This is a genomic window from Streptomyces sp. NPDC088252, assembly GCF_044740965.1.
Taxonomy (GTDB): Bacteria; Actinomycetota; Actinomycetes; order Streptomycetales; family Streptomycetaceae; genus Streptomyces.
Map to the genome: position 1 here is coordinate 1 of NZ_JBIURS010000016.1, position 15,425 is coordinate 15,425.

18 protein-coding genes and 1 pseudogene are annotated in these 15,425 nt (G+C 70.0%); 5 read left to right on the plus strand and 14 right to left on the minus strand.

Annotated elements, in window-relative coordinates; translation table 11 throughout:
- The 14 genes and pseudogenes from ACIOHC_RS28150 to ACIOHC_RS28215 all read right to left on the minus strand — a co-directional run.
- Positions 1-452 (minus strand): annotated as a pseudogene (locus tag ACIOHC_RS28150) (DNA primase); the annotation flags it as partial.
- Positions 449-592 carry a hypothetical protein gene (locus ACIOHC_RS28155; RefSeq protein ID WP_401844444.1) on the minus strand — a complete coding sequence of 48 codons (144 nt, stop codon included), beginning with the start codon at positions 590-592 and terminating at the stop codon, positions 449-451. The pseudogene ACIOHC_RS28150 and the gene ACIOHC_RS28155, both read right to left, overlap by 4 nt.
- A 206-nt stretch (positions 593-798) precedes the next feature.
- Complete coding sequence (locus tag ACIOHC_RS28160; protein ID WP_401844446.1) at positions 799-1,701, minus strand: bifunctional DNA primase/polymerase; 903 nt, start codon at positions 1,699-1,701, stop codon at positions 799-801.
- Complete coding sequence (locus tag ACIOHC_RS28165; protein ID WP_401844447.1) at positions 1,698-2,549, minus strand: hypothetical protein; 852 nt, start codon at positions 2,547-2,549, stop codon at positions 1,698-1,700. The genes ACIOHC_RS28160 and ACIOHC_RS28165 overlap by 4 nt, the downstream gene beginning before the upstream one ends.
- An 87-nt stretch (positions 2,550-2,636) precedes the next feature.
- Entirely contained in the window at positions 2,637-2,825 is a 189-nt protein-coding gene (locus ACIOHC_RS28170) for a hypothetical protein (RefSeq protein ID WP_401844449.1), read from the minus strand.
- Between the two features lie 202 nt (positions 2,826-3,027).
- Entirely contained in the window at positions 3,028-3,519 is a 492-nt protein-coding gene (locus ACIOHC_RS28175) for a hypothetical protein (RefSeq protein ID WP_401844450.1), read from the minus strand.
- 212 nt (positions 3,520-3,731) lie between these two features.
- A complete protein-coding gene (locus tag ACIOHC_RS28180; RefSeq protein ID WP_401844452.1) occupies positions 3,732-5,828 on the minus strand; it encodes a hypothetical protein in 2,097 nt (698 codons plus the stop codon).
- A 1-nt stretch (position 5,829) separates the two neighbouring features.
- On the minus strand, positions 5,830-7,359 hold the full coding sequence (locus tag ACIOHC_RS28185; protein ID WP_401844455.1) for a hypothetical protein: 1,530 nt from the start codon (positions 7,357-7,359) through the stop codon (positions 5,830-5,832).
- Between the two features lie 90 nt (positions 7,360-7,449).
- Positions 7,450-7,674 (minus strand): hypothetical protein, encoded by a 225-nt coding sequence (locus ACIOHC_RS28190; protein WP_401844457.1) that lies wholly within the window; start codon positions 7,672-7,674, stop codon positions 7,450-7,452.
- 1 nt (position 7,675) lies between these two features.
- Complete coding sequence (locus tag ACIOHC_RS28195) at positions 7,676-8,026, minus strand: RRQRL motif-containing zinc-binding protein (RefSeq protein ID WP_401844459.1); 351 nt, start codon at positions 8,024-8,026, stop codon at positions 7,676-7,678.
- Entirely contained in the window at positions 8,023-8,265 is a 243-nt protein-coding gene (locus tag ACIOHC_RS28200; protein WP_401844462.1) for a hypothetical protein, read from the minus strand. The genes ACIOHC_RS28195 and ACIOHC_RS28200 overlap by 4 nt, the downstream gene beginning before the upstream one ends.
- Positions 8,262-9,263, minus strand: a complete 1,002-nt coding sequence (locus tag ACIOHC_RS28205; protein WP_401844463.1) for a DUF2637 domain-containing protein — start codon at positions 9,261-9,263, stop codon at positions 8,262-8,264. The genes ACIOHC_RS28200 and ACIOHC_RS28205 overlap by 4 nt, the downstream gene beginning before the upstream one ends.
- The gene (locus ACIOHC_RS28210) at positions 9,260-9,544 is read right to left on the minus strand and encodes a DUF6303 family protein (RefSeq protein ID WP_401844466.1); all 285 of its coding nucleotides are present in this window, start codon (positions 9,542-9,544) and stop codon (positions 9,260-9,262) included. The genes ACIOHC_RS28205 and ACIOHC_RS28210 overlap by 4 nt, the downstream gene beginning before the upstream one ends.
- Positions 9,544-9,852: a hypothetical protein gene (locus tag ACIOHC_RS28215; protein WP_401844467.1), complete on the minus strand. Its 309-nt coding sequence runs from the start codon at positions 9,850-9,852 to the stop codon at positions 9,544-9,546. Before ACIOHC_RS28215 ends, ACIOHC_RS28210 begins: the two co-directional genes overlap by 1 nt.
- 509 nt (positions 9,853-10,361) lie before the next feature.
- Here ACIOHC_RS28215 and ACIOHC_RS28220 point away from each other — a divergent pair.
- From ACIOHC_RS28220 to ACIOHC_RS28240, 5 genes are all read left to right on the plus strand, one after another.
- A complete protein-coding gene (locus ACIOHC_RS28220) occupies positions 10,362-11,138 on the plus strand; it encodes a GntR family transcriptional regulator (RefSeq protein ID WP_401844581.1) in 777 nt (258 codons plus the stop codon).
- 40 nt (positions 11,139-11,178) lie between these two features.
- A complete protein-coding gene (locus ACIOHC_RS28225; RefSeq protein WP_401844470.1) occupies positions 11,179-11,691 on the plus strand; it encodes a GNAT family N-acetyltransferase in 513 nt (170 codons plus the stop codon).
- A 1,046-nt stretch (positions 11,692-12,737) separates the two neighbouring features.
- On the plus strand, positions 12,738-13,619 hold the full coding sequence (locus ACIOHC_RS28230; protein WP_351076171.1) for a DUF2797 domain-containing protein: 882 nt from the start codon (positions 12,738-12,740) through the stop codon (positions 13,617-13,619).
- Between the two features lie 34 nt (positions 13,620-13,653).
- Positions 13,654-14,532, plus strand: a complete 879-nt coding sequence (locus ACIOHC_RS28235) for an amidohydrolase family protein (RefSeq protein ID WP_351076169.1) — start codon at positions 13,654-13,656, stop codon at positions 14,530-14,532.
- A 155-nt stretch (positions 14,533-14,687) separates the two neighbouring features.
- Complete coding sequence (locus ACIOHC_RS28240; RefSeq protein ID WP_351076167.1) at positions 14,688-15,425, plus strand: response regulator transcription factor; 738 nt, start codon at positions 14,688-14,690, stop codon at positions 15,423-15,425.

Genomic DNA, 15,425 nt, shown 5'->3' on the forward strand with positions numbered 1-15,425 from the left:
ACGGTCTGGTTTCCGCCGTCGCCGATGCACCGGTAGGTGACTCCGGAGCGGCGGTGTCCGGCGTTCAGGAAGCCGCGCAGTTCCTCGTTGTCCCCAGCCTTGGGACCAAAAACGGTGTCGATCTCGTCGAAGAGGATCGTCGGTCGTCCGGCCGGGTCGGAGACGGACCGGAAGAGCGCGGCGGCCCGCGCGTTCACTGCCAGCATCGGGCGGGGCACCAGGGTCTCAACCACTTCCAGCGCGCGGGACTTGCCCGACCCGGGCTCCGGGGAGAGGAACGCCACCCTGGGGGTGGAGTCGAACGCGTCGAGGAGGTGGGCGTGCGCGTCCCACAGGGCCACGGCTACATAGGCGGCCTCGCGGGGGAACACGTTGAACCTGCGGTGGAAGGCTTCCACCTCGGCCAGCAGGGCGGCACCGTCGACGGGCGGGGTGGTCGGTGTCGCGGTCATGTGGCGATCCTTTCCTCGGTGGTGCGCAGCGGGCAGCGGGTTCGGTGGGCGGTGTGGTCTGCGATCAGGGCGAGGGCTTTGCGGTGGCCTGCGGCGAAGAGGTTGCGTCCGCACTCACAGATGCTTGTCGCGGTGGGCACGGCGCCGCGGGGTGCGCTGATGGTGAGCCAGGCGATCGGGTACCGGCCGTCGCCAACCGGCTGGTCAGAAAGAACAGATGAAAGGACGGCCTTACGGCCGACGACCCTCGGCGCACCACTGCCGGACGGGGTGTGGGCGGGATTGGCGGTGCTGGGGCCGGTGGAGGGTGGGGGGAGGCTTTTCAGGTGGGGGCGGCGCGGGGTGCTCACGCGGCGGTCCCCCTCGGCCGGCAGGTTCGGATGGACCAGTTGAGGGCGCTGCGGATCGTGGTGCGGCACTCGGCCGCCGGGAGTCCGGTCGACTCGCCCGCCTCCTGAAAAGCCTGCTCTACCTCGTGCCGGGGGAGGTCGCCCCACGCGACGAAACGACCCACGGCGCGAGCGCTCCTGAGCAACTGCGCGTTGCGGCCACCCTCGGTGGTGGCCCGGACGGTGGCGGTCTCGCGCTCCAGGGCGGCGTCTGCGGCCCGGTTGCCGAACCGGGGTACCTGGATACGTACCGGCTGCGCGGGCGCCGGTTCGGCAGTGAGGGCACCCAACAGCCATGCGGGCAGTTCGGCCACGGGTACGGGGTCGATGACCTCATACGCCTGCCCGTTGACGACGGAGCCGGGGGCGACGACGTATCCGCCCCAGGCTCGTGTGTCGATGAGGGGTCCGAGCTTGCCCGCGCTGTTGGCGAGCCGAGTGCCGGGAGGGGCGGTGAAGTACAGGTGGTGTCCACCGCTCGCGGTCCGGGTCCGGTAGGTGGCGGGAACGGCCTGCCCGGCGCGCTCGCAGAGCGCCCCAAAGGTTGTCACGCCGCAAGGCGTGCCCTTACTGCTGTTGGGCTTGGGCATGTCGAGGTCGACGACGACCAGCCCCGACGGGCCCGTTGCGATCCCGATGTTGAACGGTCGGTCGGCCCACGCCCCGCGGATACGGCCCGGGTCGACCGTGGCCCGGTCCTCCCACTTCCAGTGGCCCCCGGCGCAGTCCCCGACCCGGGGGCAGGCGGCTTCGCCGTGGAGGGCGGGGCGCTTGTCGGCGGGGCGGAGCGGGAAGACGTGCCAGCCGCGCTCAGCGGCGGCCAGGGCGGCGGCGAGTGCTGCGGTGAAGTGGGTGTTCATGCGGCTTCGCTCCCGTCGATGGTGGGCTGGTGCCAGGTGGGGAGGCCCTCAAGGACGCGGGTGCGCCAGCGCATGGCGTAGTCGAAGCAGTTCGCGCAGTTCTTGTGCGTGTGGCCGGGCAGGGGTGGGCGGCGCCGTGCGTGGGAGCTCCAGGCAGCAGAGTCGGCGGAGGCCAACAGGTGGCCGACCCGGTTCAGGCCGAGGGTTTTGAAGCCGAAGCCGTGCAGGCGTAAGCCGTGTGCGGCCATCGCGGTGACGATCGCGGCGCCCTCGCGGGTGGACTGCAACCGGCACACCGACCCCAGTCCCACCACCGGCTCACGCTGCAAATCAACCCCGGCGTTCTCGAACATCTCCACACACCGCTCGTACTCCGGGATGCTGCGCCCCTGGAGAACGGGGGCGATGCGCAGGTCTGGAGCGAGGGAGCGCAGTTCGAGGAAGTTGGCGACGGTACGGCGCTGGTGTTCGGCGACGCTGAGGTGGGTTCCGACGAAGTACTGGCCGCCGAACCAGCCGCCGTGAATGATCGCTTCCTCGCACATCCAGTCCTGTTGCGCGGCCCAGTCGTAGGGGCCCACGTGCTCCCAGATCCGGCGCAGGCTGGCGATGTACTCGCGCGGGGTGCGTTCCCAGGTGCCCTTGTCCTTGAGCTCCATGAAGCCGCCGGAGTCGATGGCATAGGGGCCCTGCGCTACATCCCACTTCACCGCGCGGTCAAAGTGCTCGGACTTCAAGAACAGCGGCTCATTGGTCCAGCGCAGCCAGTGGCGTTTGTGGGTGGTGAGGTAGAACCGCATGCCACCCGCGGGCGGTGGGAGCTCCCGGATGGGGACAGGTTGCGTCATGCTGGATGTCTCCAGTTCTGTAAAGAGTGCTGGCAGACGAGGGCGGCCCCGGTTCATTGGCGTGAGAGGGGGCCGCCCTCGGCGTAGCTACTTCCGGTTGCCGTGGCGGGTGTGGTCGTGGGCGAGCGCGGCCAGCCAACGGGCCTCGTCCGGGGTGACGGCGCGGTAGCGGATCCGCAGGGTGCAGCCGGGCGCCGTGCAGCGCAGCGTGCGCATTCCGCTGAGGCGGGCGATGGCGTCGGATACCTGGGTCGCGTAGGGCTTCAGGTTGGGCATGGGTTCCTGCTTTCTGGTCAGTTGTGGAAGCGGGGGGATTCGGGGTGCTGGTCGAGCCACGCTTCCGCGCAGACTTTGTGGACGGGTTCGCGGTCGTGGGAGCGCATTGGCGTGGGACGGCGGCAGAGCACGCAGGGCAGGTCACGGGATGCGTCGAAGTGCCGGTTGTCGCGCCAGTCGAGTAACGGCATGACCGGCCCCGTCAGCGGTGGTTGATGGTGCCGTTGGCGCGGCCGAACATGCCGGGCGCGGTGATGTTCTGGGTGATGTGGGTCGTCGACCGTCCGCCGCCGGTGCCGCTGCGGGCGAGGCGCAGGAGGACGGGGAGGCCGATGGCCCCGGCGGCGATCAGGGCGACGGTGGCCCAGAGGGCTTGGCTCATGGCGATCAGTCCCGGGGCTGCGTAGGAGAGTCCGATACCGGCAGCAGCGACACCGCCGCCGACTGTGGGGACGAGCAGGGCGGTGGTCTTGGCCCATGCCGGGATGGGCTGCGCGACCGGTACGGGCGGTGCGGGGGGTGCCTGTTCGGGGGTGTAGGCGAGGGTGCGGACGCCGCCGGGGAGGGTGACCATCTGGACGCCGGGCGGGATCTCGGACGGCAGCATCACCGGCCCCTCAGCGGCGGGGAGGTAGGTCGGCTGGACGGTGGTGTGGGGTGCCGGGGTGGTGATCGTGTACGTGGTGTCATGCACGACGGGGCTCCTTCAGCAGCGCGGGCGGCACCCCGGGATGTGAAGGGGTGTCGCCCGCGTCGGCTTGTCGTGTTGCTTGTCGTCTGGCTTGTCGTGTGCCTTGTCGCTTGTCTTGTCTTGTCGCTTGTCGCCTTGCAGGTCACAAGCCGTTTCCGGCCCACAGAAGGCCCCCTGGAGGGCTTCTTGGGCCGGTGGCGACAAGCGACAGGCGTTCAGCCCTCGGTGGGGTTATCGGGGGCGTGCTGGCGGTGGACGTAGCGGGCTTTGGTGCCGGTGCCGACGCGTACGGCGGTGCCGTCCTCGGTCCATGTCTTGAGCCAGCCGACAACGGTTTGCCGGGTGGTGCCGTGCTCGTCGGCGAGCGCCCGGGCGATGGCCGAGGCGCCGGTTCCGTCCGGTCCAGCGGCGAGCAGCAGCGCGAGCGCGGCCTGCCGCGCGGCGTTGTCCTCGTTCTGGAGCGCGGACAGGTTCAGCCCGCCCGCCGCGGGCTGCTCGGTGTTCGTCCCGGGCTCGGCGAAGGTCGCGAACTCGGCGTCGATCTGCTCGCGGAACTTCCGGGCGAGCGCTTCCTCAGCGGACTCCCGATTGCCCCGGAGCGCGGAGAGGTTCAGCCCGCCGGTACTGCCGGCCGTCTGCGCGGGGGTGTCGGTGGCCGGGGCGGGGGTGGTGTCCCGCATCCAGGCCGTGCGCTCGGGTGCCCACCGGTTCGCGTAGGCATCTCCAGCAGCTTTGCGGGAGATGTCGTCCAGGTGTGGGTGCATGTCGGAGGTGGCGACGACGATGTCGCGGATCTGGTTGGGCAGGATCCGCCAGTTCTTGAACAGGGCCGCCGCGGACTCCGGGGTGCCCATGAACCCGGCGCCCTTGAACGGGGCCTGGTCCACCTTGAGCCCTCGGGAACCGGGGAAGACCTTGCCCAGGTCCATGCCCTCCACCTCGCCACCAGTGAGGCAGACCCGCGCTTTGGCCTCCCGGCGGATCATCAGGTTGCCGAGGACGGAGCCGGTGGCACCGAGCGCGGTGAGCACCGTGCGGATGCCCATGGCCCGCAGCATCCGGATCACTTCGAGGATCTTCTTCGCAAGGACCTTCATCTGCCGGTCGGTGCTGGTCAGGATCTCCGCACCCTCATCGACCACCAGCATGATCTGCGGAATCTTCGCGCCGATCGGCAATTGGTCGGTGTTCCGCTCAGCCATGAGGTCCTGGTAGGCGACCTTGCGGCGCAGCCCGATCGCCAGGGCCGCATCGAGCATCAGGGCGGCTTCCTCGTACGTCGAGGCAAGCCAGTCGATGCCCGGCCGAACACCCTCGACCGGTGACCCGTTCTCGTCGAGCGCGGGGCGGACCCAGGACAGGCCGGCCGATCCGGCGTTCAGGTCGATCACCCAGGTCAGGACGTCCGTGGTGCGGGCGAACCCGGCGAGGATGACGTGGACCATGTTGGTCTTGCCGGACCCGGTCGGGCCGACGACCAGCGCGCACTGCTCGCGCAGGTAGACGCAGATCTCTTCGGCGTTGGTGCGGTAGCCCCACGGGATGCCGGTGTAGATCGACAAGGGGCTGTAGTCGGACGGGTAAGTGCGCTCCTCGGAGAGGACGTTGACCGTGGTCACGTCGATCAGGACGCGGCCCTGGTGAATGCCCTGCGAGGCAACCGCGGTGCAGCCGTGCGGCAGCCGCGCATCCGCGGACAGCTGCGCGGAGTAGCCCGCGATCTTGTCGTAGGTGGCGCCACCGGAGGGCAGTTCGGCATCGACGGTGTACCCGGTCCCGGTGGGCCAGATCTCCACCGCGAGGACCCGCAGCGTGAGACCGCAGACCCGCTGTACCCGGTCGATCCACTCGGCGGCGATCGCCCGCCGCTCCGCACTGAGTTCGCGGGCGACCTGGCGCTCATCGGCGGCGATGGCCTCCAGCTCGCGGGCCTCCTCGTGCAGGAGGGTGGAGCGGGCTGCGGCGCCGATACCGGCGCCGATCGTGGCGAGCGATCCGAGCGCGGCCCACGTCAGCGGGCCGCTGGTCATGGCCCACGTCGTCCATCCGGCCCCGACCAGCCAGGAAGCGGACCGCATGCCGATGGTGCGGGCGGCGAGCCGGTCCCGCAGGCCGGTGACGGTGTGGCCGATCGCGCCGGCCGCGCCGACGGCGAGCGCCCAGCCCGGGGGCATGCCGGTGGCGGCGCCGGTGGTGGCCAGGGCGAAGGCTCCGGTGGTGGCGGACAGGGCGCCGGTCACGGGTCCGTGACCAGCAGCCCAGTCCCACACCGGACCACCCGACTGCTTGTTGGTGGCGGTGTTGGTGCTCATGTCAGACGTTCCAGCCCTTCTCGGCCTCGGGGCCGTTGCGGGGGTCCTCGTGGCGGGCGATGTCGTGCTCGTGGACCAGGCGGAACAGCTCACCGAGGTCACCCGACGCGTCCACCGCGCGCATCAGGGCGCCGTAGATCTCGTCGAACGCCCCGGCGATGTCCTTCTCCAGCGGGAACTCACTGTCGGAACGCTCAGCGAGGATGCGGAAGGTGTTGGCCACCGACGTCAGCGCGTCGGGAAGGTTCTCGACCATGGAGAGGATCTCCATGCTGTTCTCGGGCTCATAGGTGCGGGCCGCGTTCTCCATCTCGGCGGCGGCCTCTTCGAACCGGAAACCGGACATGCTGACGACCTCCACAGGCGTGGTGTACGGGGCGGGGAGCAGGTGGAACGGGCGCTGGACCTTGTCGCCGATCTCCGGGGCATCGCCCGCAGCGGCGTCATCGAGCGCTTTCTCCTCGGCGGCCAGCCGGGCGCGTATCGCGGCGTCACGGGCGGCCTTGCGCTCCTCGGCGGAGCGCATCATGTGCCGGAACAGGCGGCGGCCGGGCTGCTGGAGCCAGGACCAGCCGAGTTTCCGGCCGAGCGGTGTGGTCAGCATCCCCACCACACCCAGCGGAGCGGCCAGGAGCGCGGCCAGCAGGCGGCGGCCCTGCTTACGGACCGCCGACCGGCGCAGCGCGCTGCGGGCCGCCTTGCGGACACCGGCCTTACGGACCCTGTCCCGGCTCGCGTTCAGCCGGTCCGCGGCCCGCACGTCCCGTGACGCACGGCCCTTGCGCACCGCCGCGTCACGAACGGACCGGGCCTTGCTGACCGCCGCCGTGCGGGCCCGACCGGCCAAACCCGCAGGGGACTTGCCGCCCATGCCCGCCGCGCGGGCGGCACGGCGGGCATCGGCCACCGAACGCCGCGCCTGCACGTCCTGCGACCGGGCGGCGTTACGGGTCGGTGCCTGTGACCGGGCAGCGCCCCGCAGGGCTTTGACCTGCGCGACCCTCCCGCCGGCCGAGCCGAGACGACCAGCGGGCTTCCCTGCCGCGCCCCGGCTCGCACCGGAACCGGCCGAACGCCCCTTACCGAGGGCGGCTTTCGTGCCGCCCCGGGGCCGTGACGCGGCACCCGTGGAGCGCGACGCCGTGACACGCCCCTGTGACGGGACAGCCCGACCGGCACCGCCGGTGCGGTGCGCGGCGGCTTTCCGGACGGTGCCGGGCTGCTTCTTGGCCGCCGTGCGGCGGGTCTGGCTGCGGCGACGCAGGGCGGTTGTTCCGCCGACTGCGGCGGCACCGGCGGCGGCCAGTGCCGCACCGACCGGGCCGCCCGCCAGCGCGGACGCGGCGACCAGCCCGATCGTGGAGTTCACCCCGGTCACCGCGAGCGGCACCACCGGCCACCCGCCCGCCGTGTGCTGCACCTCGGTGCCGGTGGGCTGAGTGGATGCGGTGGTTGTCGGTGAGGTGGGCGGGCGCGTTTCGGGCGGGGCAGCAGCGGGGGCTGCTACCGGTTCGGTACTGACTTCCGTCATGCTGAACGCACTCCTTTGTGGAGGAGGCGGTGGCCCGGACGCGGCCGTCCAAGCAGACGTCCGGGCCACCGCGCAGCGAGTCGTACGAGGTCAGAGCTGGTTCGGTTCGAGCGAGAAGAAGACGATGCAGGCCCGGACCATCTCCGGGTAGCGCTTCTCGAACTCGGCCCGGATCGCGAGGAACGTGTCGTGCCGGGTCCAGCCGGGCTCGGGGGTGAGGTAGCCGGAGAAGTCGGCCATCGCAGCACCCACGCCGCCCGGCAAGGCCTTCTGAGCGGTGATGACGAAGTGGTACTCGCGCATCTGCTGTGCCATGTCAGTCCTCCAGGTCGGTGTGGTGCTGGATCGCGCCGGTGTCGTGGCAGGTCACGCACATGCCGAGCGAGCGCGGGATGCAGTAACCGGCATCCCGCCCGCACGCCGGGCAGGTACGCCGGGCGGTCATGGCGCTGGCGAGCGCAGCCGCACGGCCCGGCGTCATCGGGCGGACCGGCTTGGCGTGGTCGATGCGGTAGAGATAGGCGACCAGCGGGCCCCGGTGACGGCGGGGGCGTTCGAGCTGGGCGGCGACGTCCTGACCGCCCGGCCGCAGCCCGAGGGCCCGGAGTTGACGGCGGGTCGCGTAACCGTCCGGCGCGAGGCGCCAGCGGTAGACGGGCAGGCTCATCGGTGCAGGTGGTGATAGGCCGCCCGGCACTGACCGGCGTGGTCATTGGCCTTGCGACGGGTGAAGGAGACGATGTCCACGGCCGGGAACTCGGAGCGCTGTCCGCATCCGTGGCAGTACCAGCGGGAGGCCTTCCCGTGGCTGTGGCCGGTGACGTCGACGGCGGCGCCGACCAGGTTGTGCATCCGGATCAGGAGATCGGCCGGTTCGGCCGGGCTGCTGTGGGGGGAGAGCTTCACGACAGGGCTCCTTCCAGAACGGTGTGGTTGGTCTCGCGCAGTTCCTGGTAGCGGGCGGTCACCCAGCCGGTCGACCAGCCGCACAGCTCCGATACGGCCCGCACCGTGAGCCCCGACTCGAACCCGGCGGTGACGATCTGCCGGGCCCGGTCCTCGGGCAGCTTCTCCTCGGCGGGTCCGCCGGCCAGCAGCGCGGCACGTTCACGACGCGCCCGCTCGGCCCGCTCCGCGTGTTCACGGCGCTGAGCTTCCTCGCGCTCGCGCCGCTCGCGTTCCCGGCGGTCCGCGGCCTCCTGCTCACGGCGTTCACGCTCGCGCTGCTGCTGTTCACGCTCGCCCTCGGCGCGTTCACGGGCCTCACGCTCAGCCCGCTCCCGTGCCTCGGTCTGCGCCTGTTCCTCGCGCCGTGCCCGGTCCTCGCGTTCAGCTTGTTCACGGGCCAAGCGGGCTTCGTGCTCCCGCTGTTCACGCACCAGCGCCGCCTTGTGCTCGCGCTCCTCGCGGGCACTGCGCTCGGCTGCTTCCCGCCGCTGTGCCGCCGCTTGTTCGCGGGCTTCCTTCTCGGCCTGCTGCCGGGCGTTCAGCTCGCTCAGCGCGGCAGCGATGGCCCGCCGGTAGGCGAGCCCGGTCTCTGCCGTGACGATGAGCAGCAGCGGCGCGACCGAGTGGACAGCCACGCCGACCAGGTCCTTTTGCAAGGCGGAGTCGGCCACGTTCAGGGCGAGGGTCATGCAGCCGGTCATCCACCGCAGGACGATGGGCCACCGGCCGCCGTGCCCGCCCAGCCGGGCCAGCGTCGCGTCCAGGCGGACCACGATGACCACAGCGGCGTCAACCACCAACGGAAGGATGGGGGCCGTCCAGCGCCATTCTTCGGGGGTATGACGGGCCGCGAGGGGGGTGACGGTGAGGATCGAGTACAGCATCGCCCCGGCCACGATCAGCCATGTGCCGACCGACAAAGCCCGGTCCGCTGAACGGATCTGAGCACTGTTCACGACGCGCCCCCGTCCCGTGAACGCACGCGGATGGAGGCCAGCAGCCGCACCGGCGACGTGGTGTCGCCGTGCGTCTCGCTGTACTCGGTCCACTCCCACTCGGCGTCGTCCGTGAACACGAAGCCAAGCGCGGTGAGCGCCCGTGAACGCTCGGCCACCGTCGGGACGGTGACTGTGGGGCTGAAGTCGTGCTCAGGCCACTGGGAGACCGGGACACCCAGCAGCACGACGTACAAGCGCCACCGGCCGGCACGGTTGGAGATCTGCGCGGTGTACTCCATCACGCAGCCACCGCCGAACCGGCCGCGTGGCCCTTCACCGCGCCGCGGACCGTGCGACGCGGGCGCCGACCATCCGGCCGCCGTGTCTTCAGCGGGAGGGTCCGCAGCAGGCCCTCGGCGTAGGCGGCGGTCTCCGGGTCGCTCTCCCGGAGCTCCGCGAGGACCTCGTGAGCCACGTCCAGCCGCGCCGCCCGCTCCATCGCGGACTCCGCGGCCGGACCGGTGAACAGCTCCAGATCGATACCGAGTGCCAGCTCAGTGAACTCAGTGGCCGTAACGGCCTCGTGACCAGCAACGATGTTCTTCATGGGTCGTTTTCTCCTTAGCGGTGGACGGCCCAAACAGCGGCCCCGGTGGTAGGACACCGGGGCCGCGCGCCGTCTATGGGTGAAGCAGGAATGACGTTCTCCGGCTCCCCTCGGCCCCGCCCGTACGACCGGCGGCCGGACGGGCAGAGGAGGCAACCGGCCGCATCGCCGAGGCGCTGCGGGGTTGTGGGTTGCGCTGTGCATCACGCGGGAATCCCGCGTGGCCGCCTACTTGGCCGAGGAGAGGCGGCGTGATCCCCATTCAGTTGTCAAAGAACAGTCGCTCCCCGGCAAGCGCGGTAACCCCTGGTCAGAGGGGCTCCCGTCCTCACGGGACCCGCCGGGCGCTCTGCGGTCGTGCTTGCCATGCCGAGCTGGCACAGCAACGTACGTGACACCCCGTACGACTTGTCTGGAGGAGTGCCGTGATCTGAGTCTGCACAGCTGGGCCTTGGCCAGTCAAGCCTTCTCGTCTAACTTGTACGGAGGAGTCGGAGCAGAAGGTGGAGATGCCCGTGCGACGCGGAATGACAAAGGCGCAGGAGATCGCGGCTGACCTGCGCAGGCAGATTGAGCAGGGGGAGCTAGCCCCTGGGGCGGCGCTACCTAGCGAGTCTCAGTTGATGAGCCAGTACGGCTACAGCCGCGAGACCGTACGCGCGGGCGTCCGAGCCCTTGTTGAAGAGGGTTTGGTCGTCACCGGGTGGGGCCAGGGCAAATACGTCCGCGAGAACTACCCACCTGTGGTCTGGAACTGGTCGACCCTGGAAAGCCGGAGCCGCCACGAGAACGCCGTAAACGGTCAGACAGCGGGTGACCAGTGGGCCAGCGCCATAGCGCTGGATGGCCAGTCCCCTCGGCAGGAGATCACCGTCTCCATCGTCGAGCCGCCCTCACACGTCCGTGATGCGCTCGCGCTGCCTGACGGCGGCCTGGCCGTGGCCCGCAAGCGAATTCGGTACGTCGACAACCGCCCCTACGCTCTCGCCGACTCGTACTTTCCGCAGGAACTCGTCGCAGGCACGCTCCTCATGGAGCCGCGCGACGTAGCAGCGCCCGGTGGTGTGCTCGCGTCCGTCGGCCTCATCCAGGTCAAGTACAGGGATGAGATCGCGGTGCGGATGCCGACGCGCCATGAAGCTGAACTTCTTGCCCTACCTGCGGCAACGCCGGTAGCCGAGCACACGCGAACGGGCTACGACGTGGACGGAAAGCCGTTGCGTTGCATGGTCACCATCCTCCCTGGCGATAGGCACAAGATCCTCTATGAAGTCGACACCGACTGAGCACATCCGCCCTGCACGAGCAGCGGACGTACAGGCACTCATGGCACTCAGAACGGAGGCCGAGAGCTGGCTTGGATGCAAGGGGACTGACCAGTGGAGCGACCCTGAGACTGGAAGGAATGCCATCACAAAGTGGCGAACATCCATCGACGAGGGGCGGGCGTGGGTCGTCGTCGATGGATCCGAGTCCATCTTGGCGACTGTCAGCAGGGGGCCCATTGACCGCGATTTCTGGACGGATGACGACCGCCCGGAATCGGCGTTCTACCTCTACAAGCTGATCGTGGCTCGTAAGGCTGCCGGCCGCCGCCTTGGCGTACGCCTCGTGGACTGGGCGTCCAATCTCGCAGCTCTGGAGGGGCGTGACTGGGTGCGTATAGACACGTGGCGAACCAACAAGGGCCTGCATGACTACTACCAGGGAATCGGGTTCCAGCATGTACGGACGGAGAGCCCATCGCATCGACGCTCAGGGTGGCTGGCTCAACGCTCGGTCACCGCGCTGAGTCTCCCCGATTCGCCCTTGGCAATAGGGTCGCGCTCCGCTGCGTGATTCGGGTCGCTGTCTCAATCTCCGTCTCGTCCACCGCCGCACGCTGCCGTTCACAGCGGTACTTCGTCCCATCTCCGTTCCAAAGGCCGTAACACCGAGACACCCAATCTGTGACCTTAGTCACAAAGCCTCTTTGCTGGTCCATAATGCCTCGGAGAGTGTCGTCGCCTTGCGGGGTGGTGCCCCGCTCTCGCGGCGCGAAGGTCTCGGGGGGGTATCTGCTCCGCCCCACGGTTCACTCGCGGAGTTGCGCCGATGTTCGGCAGGAGGGGGTTCGACCCGATGACGTCGCGACTTTGCCCGCAGCTACCCCCAATTCCTATTGCGTACGCAATAGGAATTGGGGGTGGGTGGCAAATACCGGCCAACTTCCCTGTTTAGTGCTGGATTCGCAGCACTCAAGGTTTGCTCTGCGATTCGCTAAATGGAATATGTGCGCGTGGGTGGTGGGGTGGGGTGGGGTGCTTCCGCAAGCAATGCGGCACTCTGTGAGGGCAGAGTTTCAGTGCGCCCACCCCCTGCTGCTTCCGACGGCGGGCAGGGGGCGGGCTCGACCTAACAGGAGGCCTCTATGAGTGTCGCTCACTGCATAGGATTACCGTCAACCCGCATGAGCCCGTGGGGGCTTGTCATCGTCGTGGTGGTCCTCATTTTCACGCTTCCGCCGCTCAATCACCTCGCCGAGGTTTGCGCCAGTGTTGCGACCGTATGGGGTGCGCTCAGTGCCGGGCCTGCAACCTCGGCAAGCCGCCCCAACGCTTGGGTGACCGTACTGTCTCTGGGACGTCGAAGGTCGGTCGGCAGCGACTGACATCAGCACCTGACATCAACGTCGGTGCACGCAGGGATGCACCGGCGTACAGGTGCATCATGGTCACCGGGGCCAGTTAGCCGTGACAGACCGAATGATCCGTGTGCGCACCCGCCTACGGATCAGAAGGTTGCAGGTTCGAATCCTGCCGAGTGCACAGTCGCAAGAGGCCCCCGGAAGAATCCGGGGGCCTCTTGGCATTCCTCCGACCGAATCGGAATCCGGGAGTTCACGCATGGGCTGGCAGTGCACCGGGCTTCGGTGGCCGGACGCGCGGGGGCTGCCCGTGCTGGGGTGGCGGCGCGGCGGGGTCGTACGGGTGAGCGCGCCGGCCTACGGGACGGAGCTCGGGTTCCGGGCCGTGGGGCGGCGGGGCTGTGTCGGGGCGCGGGGGAACGCGTGTCCGGTGGGGGCAGTGGTGTCGGGGCGGAGCACCGGGGCCCGGTGCCCGGAGTGTGCGCGGCTGGACCGGGCGCACTCGGTGGCCGCCGACACGATCGCGGACGACCCCCGGACGTACCGCGTGTATCTCGCCTGGTTCGGGCCGGGCATGGTGAAGGTCGGGATCACCGCGGAGGAGCGGGAGGCGGCGCGGCTGCGGGAGCAGGGGGCCGTGGTGTTCAGCTGGCTGGGGCGGGGGCCGTTGATGGCGGCGCGGCGGACCGAGGAGCTGCTGCGGTCGGCGCTCGGGGTGCCGGACCGGATTCCCTACGCCGGGAAGCGGGCCGTGCGCGCGGTGCTGCCGGGGGCGGCGGAGCGGCGTGCCGAGGTGGCGGAGCTCTACGGGCGGGCCGTGGCGCTGGAGGGGGCGGGGTGGCCGGAGTCGCTGGAGCGGTTGCCGTTCGAGGCGGTCGATCATGCCGGGGTCTTCGGGCTGGAGGGCGCGGTCGAGGTGGCGTGGGCGGTCACCGAGTTGGTGGACGGCGGTGTGGTCGGGGGACGGCTGGTGGCGGCGGCCGGGCCCGATCTGCACCTGGAGACGGTGACGCACGGGGCCGTGGTGCTGGACTCCCGGCTGATGACCGGGTGGGAGCTGGCGGGCGCCGACCCGGGGGCCGGGGTGGATGTGCCGGTGGCCGACATCGGGGGCGGTGGAGTGCAGGGCGGGCTGTTCTGAGATCGTCGGGGGCGGACGGTGGAAGGGGTGCGAAGTGAGTGGTGACACCGACGACGTCGCGCGGTTCCGGGAACGGCTGGGGCTGCCCGGGATCATCGACGTCCATACGCACTTCATGCCGGAGCGGGTGCTGCGCAAGGTCTGGGCGTACTTCGACTCCGCCGGGCCGCTGACCGGGATGGAATGGCCGATCGAGTACCGGCACGACGAGGACGAACGCCTCGCGCTGCTGCGGTCGTTCGGCGTGCTCCGGTTCACCTCGATGCTCTACCCGCACAAGGCCGGGATGGCGGCCTGGCTGAACGGCTGGGCGGCCGACTTCGCACGCCGGGTGCCGGACTGTCTGCACACCGCGACCTTCTTCCCCGAGGACGGCGTGGAGCGGTACGTGCGCGAGGCCGTGGAGGCCGGGGCGCGGGTCTTCAAGTCGCACGTGCAGGTCGGCGCTTACGACCCCGACGACCCGCTGCTGGACCCGGTGTGGGGGCTGCTGGCGGAGGCCGGGATCCCGGTGGTGACGCACTGCGGCTCCGGGCCCGCGCCCGGCAGGCACACGGGGCCCGAACCCGTCGGCCGGCTGCTCGCGCGGCATCCGCGGCTGAGACTGGTCGTGGCGCACATGGGGATGCCGGAGTACGCGGAGTTCCTGGCGCTGGCGGAGACGTACCGGGAGGTGCGGCTGGACACGACGATGGCGTTCACGGACTTCACGGAGGACCACGCCCCGTTCCCGGTGGCCGAACGGGGGCGGCTCGCCGCGCTCGGGGACCGCATCCTGCTGGGGACGGACTTCCCGAACATCCCGTATCCGTACGCGCATCAACTGCACGCGCTGGAACGGCTGGAGCTGGGGGACGACTGGCTGCGCGCGGTCTGTCACGGGAACGCGAGCGCGTTGTTCGCCGTGGACTGACCGCTCGCGAAGGGCCGCTCGCGAAGGGCCGCTCGCGAAGGGCCGCTCGTGAAGAGGCCGGTCCCGAAAGGAGCGCTCCTGACGGGCCGCCTTTTCTCAGGGAATTCACAGAATCGGGAAAGGGCCCTCTCAGAGGCGCCTCACAGGGTTGAGTCATGACGACGACCTCGCCCCTGGGGCGTACCGAACTGCTGAGGGCGGACCGCAGTCCCGTCCGTGTGCTGGTGGTGGACGACGAGGCTCCGCTCGCCGAGCTGCTCTCCATGGCCCTGCGCTACGAGGGCTGGGAGGTGCGCAGCGCCGGGGACGGTGCCGGTGCCGTCCGGATGGCGCGCGACTTCCGGCCCGATGCGGTGATCCTCGACGTGATGCTGCCCGACACGGACGGGTTCGCCGTACTCGGCAGACTGCGGCGGGAGCTGTCCGAGGTCCCGGTGCTCTTCCTGACCGCGCGCGACGCGGTGGAGGACCGGATCGCCGGTCTCACCGCGGGCGGCGACGACTACGTCACCAAGCCGTTCAGCCTGGAGGAGGTCGTGGCGCGGCTGCGCGGTCTGATCCGGCGCTCCGGTACGGCGGCCGTGCGCAGCGAGTCGACGCTCGTCGTCGGCGATCTGGTCCTCGACGAGGACAGCCACGAGGTGAGCCGGGGCGGGACGTCCATCCACCTCACCGCGACCGAGTTCGAGCTGCTGCGCTTCCTGATGCGCAATCCGCGGCGTGTGCTGAGCAAGGCACAGATCCTCGACCGGGTGTGGAACTACGACTTCGGCGGGCAGGCGAACGTCGTCGAGCTGTACATCTCGTATCTGCGCAAGAAGATCGACGCGGGACGGTCGCCGATGATCCACACCCGGCGCGGGGCGGGGTACCTCATCAAGCCCGGTGAGTAG

Coding starts and splice junctions, on each gene's coding strand:
- ACIOHC_RS28160 (WP_401844446.1), bottom strand. CDS start 1,701: ATGAACACCCACTTCACCGCAGCACTCGCCGCCGCCCTGGCCGCCGCT.
- ACIOHC_RS28165 (WP_401844447.1), bottom strand. CDS start 2,549: ATGACGCAACCTGTCCCCATCCGGGAGCTCCCACCGCCCGCGGGTGGC.
- ACIOHC_RS28170 (WP_401844449.1), bottom strand. CDS start 2,825: ATGCCCAACCTGAAGCCCTACGCGACCCAGGTATCCGACGCCATCGCC.
- ACIOHC_RS28180 (WP_401844452.1), bottom strand. CDS start 5,828: ATGAGCACCAACACCGCCACCAACAAGCAGTCGGGTGGTCCGGTGTGG.
- ACIOHC_RS28185 (WP_401844455.1), bottom strand. CDS start 7,359: ATGACGGAAGTCAGTACCGAACCGGTAGCAGCCCCCGCTGCTGCCCCG.
- ACIOHC_RS28190 (WP_401844457.1), bottom strand. CDS start 7,674: ATGGCACAGCAGATGCGCGAGTACCACTTCGTCATCACCGCTCAGAAG.
- ACIOHC_RS28195 (WP_401844459.1), bottom strand. CDS start 8,026: ATGAGCCTGCCCGTCTACCGCTGGCGCCTCGCGCCGGACGGTTACGCG.
- ACIOHC_RS28210 (WP_401844466.1), bottom strand. CDS start 9,544: ATGGAGTACACCGCGCAGATCTCCAACCGTGCCGGCCGGTGGCGCTTG.
- ACIOHC_RS28215 (WP_401844467.1), bottom strand. CDS start 9,852: ATGAAGAACATCGTTGCTGGTCACGAGGCCGTTACGGCCACTGAGTTC.
- ACIOHC_RS28220 (WP_401844581.1), top strand. CDS start 10,362: ATGCCCGTGCGACGCGGAATGACAAAGGCGCAGGAGATCGCGGCTGAC.
- ACIOHC_RS28225 (WP_401844470.1), top strand. CDS start 11,179: ATGGCACTCAGAACGGAGGCCGAGAGCTGGCTTGGATGCAAGGGGACT.
- ACIOHC_RS28230 (WP_351076171.1), top strand. CDS start 12,738: ATGGGCTGGCAGTGCACCGGGCTTCGGTGGCCGGACGCGCGGGGGCTG.
- ACIOHC_RS28240 (WP_351076167.1), top strand. CDS start 14,688: ATGACGACGACCTCGCCCCTGGGGCGTACCGAACTGCTGAGGGCGGAC.